This is a genomic window from Bacteroides sp. AF25-5LB (assembly GCF_003602965.1).
GTDB lineage: Bacteria > Bacteroidota > Bacteroidia > Bacteroidales > Bacteroidaceae > Bacteroides > Bacteroides uniformis.
Genome location: NZ_QTMC01000033.1, coordinates 1 through 7046, shown reverse-complemented (window position 1 = coordinate 7046; position 7046 = coordinate 1). Strand labels below are relative to the sequence as shown.

The 7046-nt window shown below is 33.5% G+C and carries 7 protein-coding genes; all 7 read left to right on the top strand.

Translation table 11 applies throughout. The features are described from left to right. The first annotated feature begins 55 nt into the window (after positions 1-55). Positions 56-889 carry a glycosyltransferase family 2 protein gene (locus tag DWY57_RS20450; RefSeq protein ID WP_262706673.1) on the top strand — a complete coding sequence of 278 codons (834 nt, stop codon included), beginning with the start codon at positions 56-58 and terminating at the stop codon, positions 887-889. Between the two features lie 17 nt (positions 890-906). Further along, positions 907-2073: a hypothetical protein gene (locus tag DWY57_RS20445; protein ID WP_119962351.1), complete on the top strand. Its 1167-nt coding sequence runs from the start codon at positions 907-909 to the stop codon at positions 2071-2073. Continuing rightward, complete coding sequence (locus DWY57_RS20440) at positions 2060-2749, top strand: polysaccharide deacetylase family protein (RefSeq protein WP_119962350.1); 690 nt, start codon at positions 2060-2062, stop codon at positions 2747-2749. Before DWY57_RS20445 ends, DWY57_RS20440 begins: the two co-directional genes overlap by 14 nt. An 80-nt stretch (positions 2750-2829) precedes the next feature. After that, positions 2830-3969 carry a hypothetical protein gene (locus DWY57_RS20435; protein WP_016274352.1) on the top strand — a complete coding sequence of 380 codons (1140 nt, stop codon included), beginning with the start codon at positions 2830-2832 and terminating at the stop codon, positions 3967-3969. Positions 3970-3997: 28 nt separating this feature from the next. Beyond that, a complete protein-coding gene (locus tag DWY57_RS20430) occupies positions 3998-5194 on the top strand; it encodes a glycosyltransferase family 4 protein (RefSeq protein ID WP_016274353.1) in 1197 nt (398 codons plus the stop codon). 3 nt (positions 5195-5197) lie between these two features. Beyond that, positions 5198-6223 carry a glycosyltransferase family 4 protein gene (locus DWY57_RS20425; RefSeq protein WP_005831337.1) on the top strand — a complete coding sequence of 342 codons (1026 nt, stop codon included), beginning with the start codon at positions 5198-5200 and terminating at the stop codon, positions 6221-6223. 6 nt (positions 6224-6229) lie between these two features. Then, the coding region (locus DWY57_RS20420) for a UDP-N-acetylglucosamine 4,6-dehydratase family protein (protein ID WP_119962349.1) at positions 6230-7046 on the top strand (817 nt) is incomplete at its 3' end.

Sequence of the window (7046 nt, the reverse complement as noted above, 5' to 3'; positions counted from 1 at the left end):
AGAGGACGTTTAGACGCAAGAAGGACGCTGAAGAGCTTAGTTGCGGATTTGAGGTATAAAAGTACTTAATCAGACTAATCAAGGAGTTTCATCGGCTCGAAATCATGCTATAGAAGTTGCACAAGGTGAATTTCTAATATTTGTAGATAGTGATGATCTTTTAGAGCCGGGTACACTTCAAAAATGCTTGAATATTTATCATGCAAATAATGATATAGACTGTGTTGTATTTACTTATAAGTGTTGTAAACCAAATCTATTTGTTTTTGATACAAAATTGTACAAGAAGTCTGGACTATATACTATAGAACAATGGTTAATGCCATTTAGCGTACTTCATAAAACTAGTATTATTAACTGTATTGGTACAAAATTGTATCGCACATCCATATTGAAAGATAAAAATATTCGCTTTAACGAAGATATTTCGTATTGTGAGGATGTAGGCTTTACAACTATTTATCTGAAATATGTACGCAAATTATTTTATATTAATGAGCCTCTTTATTGTTACATGTTTGTGAATCCAAATTCTTTGATGACTAAATATATGCATAATTATCCTATGTCTAAAAAATATCTACATATGCAGCAATATAATCTGTTAAAAGAGGTGTATGGTGAGAATTTCCCAAATCACGAATATTATAGAGTTTTAGCATTGGATTTGTATAGCTGTTTGTTTAATGAGATTATGCATGTACGAACAGATAAAAATGAGAGTATTTTGCGAATAAAAGAGATTGCTTCGTTGCCGTATATTTGGAAAAGTATCATTCATGCCGGTTTTTCCAAAATTGCGATAATTCTTCTCCTTTTTAAGGTGATTCCACATTATCCATTTCTTCTTTTCTTTAATAGACTTATGTTTGTTAAATATTCCTCTTGAATAAACATTTGTAAATTATGTTACAGATTCCAGATTGTGAAATTAACCACAATGCTATTGTAGTTGTAGGTTATAACCGCATTGTATCTATAAAACGATTACTTAAAAGTTTGCAGGAGGCTTATTATGCTTCCATAGCTGTTCCCTTAGTTGTAAGTATAGACAAGAGTGACTGTACAGAACTTTATGATTTTGTAGAAAATTTCGAATGGACTCATGGGAACAAATATGTGATTATTCAGGAGAAAAAGAGGGGATTGAAAGAACATATATATAGATGCGGTGATTTAAGTAAGTTCTTTAAATCTGTTACTATTTTGGAAGATGATTTATATGTCTCTCCTTTTTTTTATGATTACATTGAACAAACTGTGAGTGCTTATGGAGAAGATGTAAATGTTGCTGGTATTTCATTATATCGAAATGAGCACAATGGTTTTAATAATCTTCCCCTTTATTTTTTGAATATAGGGCATGATGTTTTTGCTTATCAATCAACTTCTACTTGGGGAGAAACGTTTACTTACAGTATGTGGAAGCCGTTTCGTAAATGGCTGGAAAAATGGGACTGTAATTTTGATAAGGTAGATACCTATTCGATAATAAAAGGGTGGGATAAGGCTTGGTCTAAATACTTCGAGGCATATCTTATCTTAACCAATAAATTCTTTATTTATCCTTACACTTCACTTTCTACTAACTTTAGTGACGTAGGGGTACATACTAATGAGGGACAAATAAGCAATAGTTATCAGGTTGAGCTTATATACGGACGAAAAAAATATGTTTTACCATTATTTAGAGATCTAGTGCATTATGATACTTATGCTCAGTGTTTATTATTGAAATCAAAGTTTCCATCTAAAGATGTGATCATTGATTTGAATGGTAATCGTGAAAATATAGATGAGGCCCGTTATTTGTTGAGTTGCCGTAATATGCCCTATAAGATAATTAGAACATTTGGTATGAGGTTGCGACCTATTGAGTTGAATGTTTTGCAAGAGATTGAGGGAAATGGTATTTATCTTTATGATATGTCAGAGTTCAGCGATAATAAATTTGGGATAAGAACAATTCAGTTCTTATCCGAGTATTATTTAAGGAGTTTCAATCGTTCAATGATTCTTCAATATTTCAAAGATCTAATATTAAGAAAATTTAGAAAATATGTTTGTAAATAAAGTATTTACTTGCTTCTACATAATTATAGAAAGAGTTTTTGTATGGTTTAATGCATTTTTTTGCGAAAAAGGTGTGATTGTTATGTTCCATCATGTTACGAATGAGGAGTTAGATGAGATTCCTGCGTGTCTTTGTAAGGTCGAAAGATTTAAAGAAATAATAGATGAATTAAGGATAAATTATCAAATTGTAAGTATTGATGATATTTATGAAAAGACGGAAAAGAAAAAAGCTGTTATTACTTTTGATGATGGCTGGATGGATGCATATATGAATGCTTATCCTTTCTTGAAGAGATATAATATCCCTTTTACCGTATATATTACTACTAATTTTATTGGAAAAGAGGGATATATTGGGAATAGTGAACTGAAAGTGTATAGTGAGGATCCTTTGGTAACCATAGGCTTTCATACTCAGTCACATTCAAAATTGCGATATGAAAATAATATGCAGAAGGAAATATTTTTATCAAGGAAAGAGCTTGAGAAAAAAGTAGGAAAAGCAATCCTTTTTTTTGCTTATCCTTATGGAAAATTGTATACCATTGGACTTAGAAGTATCTTTTTTACACAAAAAATTGATTATAAGAATGCTGTAGGGACGATAGATACATCATTGACATGTTTTTCTATGTTGTTTAGGTATTATTTGCCGCGTAAAGTTATTTATTGATTTATTCTCTGAAAATATAATTCAGGTGAGATATTGGGGAATGATACATGAAGATATTGCATAAGAATAAGTATTGTTTTTTGAGTATACTATTAGCTTTGATGTTTTTAGATTATTCAGGCTATGGATATTACATGTTTTATTTACCATTTATTTATCTTCTTGTTCATAAAGGATATAAATTAATAGATAAAACCTTTTGTGTCCTTTTTATGTGGGGAATGCTGTATGCATTGTCTGTATTTATATTTTCAGATGGATTTGGGTATGTTACGACTTTTATTTTTTTCATTAATTTCCCCTTTATATATCTTTTAGGTAAGTTTTTAGTACGGAGAAGTGATGATGTGTCATTAATTAATTTATTGTATATTATGGCATTGTCTATGTCTGCCGTAGCTATTGTCTCGGTAATTAAAGATGTATTGGAAAATGGTTTTCTTGTGATAGGAATGGGGCGTAATATTCCTTTAATAGGGATTGATAATGAAGAAGGGTTTATTTCTGCAACGCTAATAACGACAAAATTATTGTTCCTTTTGTCGTTCTTAGGGTTTATTTTTATTCCATTGGGAAGAAAAAAGAAATTTTTATTTCTAATAGGTTCTTTCCTCTCGGTGTATTGTGCAGTTCGCGTCCAAAGTAGAACTTGTATTGTGGCTATATTAATATTAATGCTGATGTCATTGATATTTAATTTTAAAGGTATGTCTATAAAAAAAATCAGGTTGTTGTTAATATCTCTAATTTTTCTCATTGGAATTGTGTCATATATTTATACGACATATGGGGATTTATTGATTGTCTTTGATCGGTTTGAAACAGATGAAGTTGAAACCGGAGGAGGTAGAATTGATAGATTAATGATAGTTGGCTCAAAATTGTTGGATTATCCATTGGGAGGAATGAATATGAATAATAAAATTGGTCATGCACATAATTTATGGCTTGACTGTGGGAGAGTGGCAGGCATCATTCCATTATTGTTATTGTTTTATTTGACATGCCAATATCTTTATTCTTTTGTTAGAGTTTATAAACTAAAGTCTGTTAATCCGATATTACGTTTAGCTTTTACTTTTCTTTCGTTTATAATGCTTGTCGGGTTTGTGTCTGAACCTATTCTTGAAGGTATTCCAATGTTTTTTGCATTTTTCTGTCTATTGTTCGGCATTTTAAATGAGTATTCTAAAGGCACATTTGTTAAATCATATATTTGAAAATAATTATTTCTTTATAAATTATTTTATGAAAGTTTTGTATTTGGGCTGTTTCTGTGAACCTACTACAATGCCACTTATAAATAAACGAACCAAAGGTCGTATATCTGTTAGTGCAACAACCTTTCAGAGAGCACTTTTGCATGGTTATGATAAATTAGAGTATAAGCCTAATTATATAGTTAATGTTCCTGATATAGGGAGTTTTCCAATGCGATGCAGTAGTCCTTTTTTTCCTCGTTCAAAATTTGAATTTGCTTCAATGAAAGGTGTGAATGGTGCATTCTTTAATTTTACTTATATAAAAAAATACAGCATTTATCGTTCTATCATTAAGGAGTCTACTGAATGGTTGGATTTACATAGTAAGGAAAAGGTTACAATATTGGTTTATTCTGTGATTTATCCCTATTTGAAGGCTGCCATTGATTTAAAATATAAATATCCCAATGTAGAAGTATGTTGTATTGTTTTGGATTTGCCTGAATATTTTGGAGATAATACATCTTGGTTCTGTAGGATATTGGGCAAGAAAATTACTAATCAGATTTATGCATTAGTTCCTGAGATTGACTCTTTCGTTCTTCTTACTGAGCACATGAAAGATAAGCTAAATGTTGGATTTCGTCCATGGCATCTTTTGGAAGGTGTATATAATCCCATAGAAGTTACTTCTCAAAAGAAGAGGAAAAAAGTAATTCTTTATACAGGTAAGTTGGATACCCGTTTTGGTATTCGAGATTTAATAGCAGCGTTTAATGAAATTGATGATAAAGAATTTTCTTTATGGATATGCGGTTTTGGTTTAGATCAACCTTTTGTTGAAGTAGCTGCTAAAAATGATTCTCGTATAATATATTGGGGACTTGTGGAGCAAAACCGTGTATTCGAAATGCAACAACAAGCCACATTATTGGTTAATCCTCGTAAAGGAGATGCAGAATTTACCAAGTACTCTTTTCCGTCGAAGACAATGGAATATATGGCTTCAGGGACGCCAACGGTTATGTATAAGCTTCCAGGACTTCCTGCTGATTACGAAGAGCATTTGGTGTTGATACCAGATAATTCACGAGAGACATTTACTGCTGTTTTAAAAGAATGGGGAAATAAAGAACAAGTGGAATTGGATGAATTTGGCAAACATGCAAGACAGTTCATATTAGAGAATAAAAATTCAGAGATTCAAGCAAAGCGGTTAATGAATTTCATAATGCAGCACTAAAATATGAAAAAAAGAATCTTGTTTTACTCAAGTGTGGGTTCCCTTGAATTATTTAAAACTCAAAAGTTTTATCAGATAGATATTGCTTTGTTAGGAGATTTAGGATATGATGTTTCGCTGTCTAATCGGATATTGGATAGCCTTTTATTTTGGAAATATGATATTTTATTTTCCTATTTTTATCGATACTCGTTTTTTGCTGCATTGTTTGCGAAATGCTTGGGTAAAAAAACTTATTTTACTGGAGGTATTGATTCTTTGGATGCAGATTATGTTTCTACTCGCAGTTATAGAATTCAAGTGTTGTTTTTTAAACTCTGTTATTGGATTTCTAATTCTTGTATAGTTGTATCACAATCTGATTTAAAGAATATCGTTAAATGCCTTTCCTCGAGGAAGAAGTTAAGTTATAGTGAGCATGCTATTGATACAAGACTGTTTATCTCTGATATTCCGAAAGAGAATCTATTTACTTCTATTGTATGGATGGGGAATGAAGGTAATGTGAGAAGGAAGGGGGTGGATAAGGCTTTGCAGGTTTTTGCTGAATTAAAGAAAATACCTGCATTTGCTGATTATCGATTTATTATTATAGGAAGGAAAGGGGAAGGAGTGGCTTTTATCCAATCTATAATCAATAAATATGGTTTGAATGATTCTATAGAATTGATAGGGGAAGTATCTGAAGAAGAAAAGATAGCCTTTTTAAAACGTTCCAAATATTATTTTCAACTTTCATTATATGAAGGTTTTGGATTGGCTGCATTAGAGGCTTTATGTGCCAGTAATATTTTAATTCATTCAGGAAAGGGTGGTTTGGCTAATCCTATTTATAAAGAGCAACTTGTATTTAACATAGACAATGATTTCGATAGTGAGTTCTCGCAATTAATTAGTAAGCTAACCTCTTTTGTTCCAATAACTTCAAATGATGAGCTACTAGACTATTATAATATTCAAAGAAGAAAAGAAGATTTTAAAGCTATTATAACTGATAATAAAAGTAATTATAAGATTGAATTAATATAAGATATTATGTCTGGATTTAAAGATAAAATTTTGTTGATTACCGGTGGAACAGGCTCTTTTGGCAATGCTGTTCTTCGTCGCTTTCTTGATAGTGACATTAAAGAGATCCGTATTTTCAGCCGTGACGAGAAAAAGCAGGATGACATGCGTCATCACCTGCAAAATCCCAAAGTAAAATTCTACATTGGTAATGTGCGTGACCGCCAGTCTGTGGACGGTGCCATGATGGGAGTGGATTATGTGTTTTCTGCCGCCGCCTTGAAGCAGGTTCCCAGCTGCGAGTTCTTCCCGTTGCAGGCTGTGCAGACCAATGTGATCGGTACGGACAATGTGCTGGAATCCGCCATAGCGCATGGTGTGAAGAATGTGGTGGTGCTTTCTACCGACAAGGCCGCCTATCCCATCAATGCCATGGGTATCAGCAAGGCCATGATGGAGAAGGTTGCCATAGCCAAGGGCCGTGCGTTGGGTGAGGAAGCCGGTACGACCATCTGCTGTACCCGTTACGGCAATGTGATGGCAAGCCGCGGTTCTGTAATTCCCTTGTGGGTGGAGCAGATAAAGAACGGCAGGCCCATTACGGTAACGGACCCCAACATGACCCGCTTCATGATGACGCTGGACGATGCCGTGGATCTGGTAATCTATGCGTTTGAGCACGGGCATAACGGTGACCTGTTCGTGCAGAAGGCTCCTGCCGCCACCTTGGATGTACTGGCGCAGGCCTTGAAGGAAACATACGCGCAGGTTGATCCGAAATACGCTGAGACGGAGGTGAAGACCATCGGCACGCGCCACGGCGAGAAACTGTATGAGACACTGG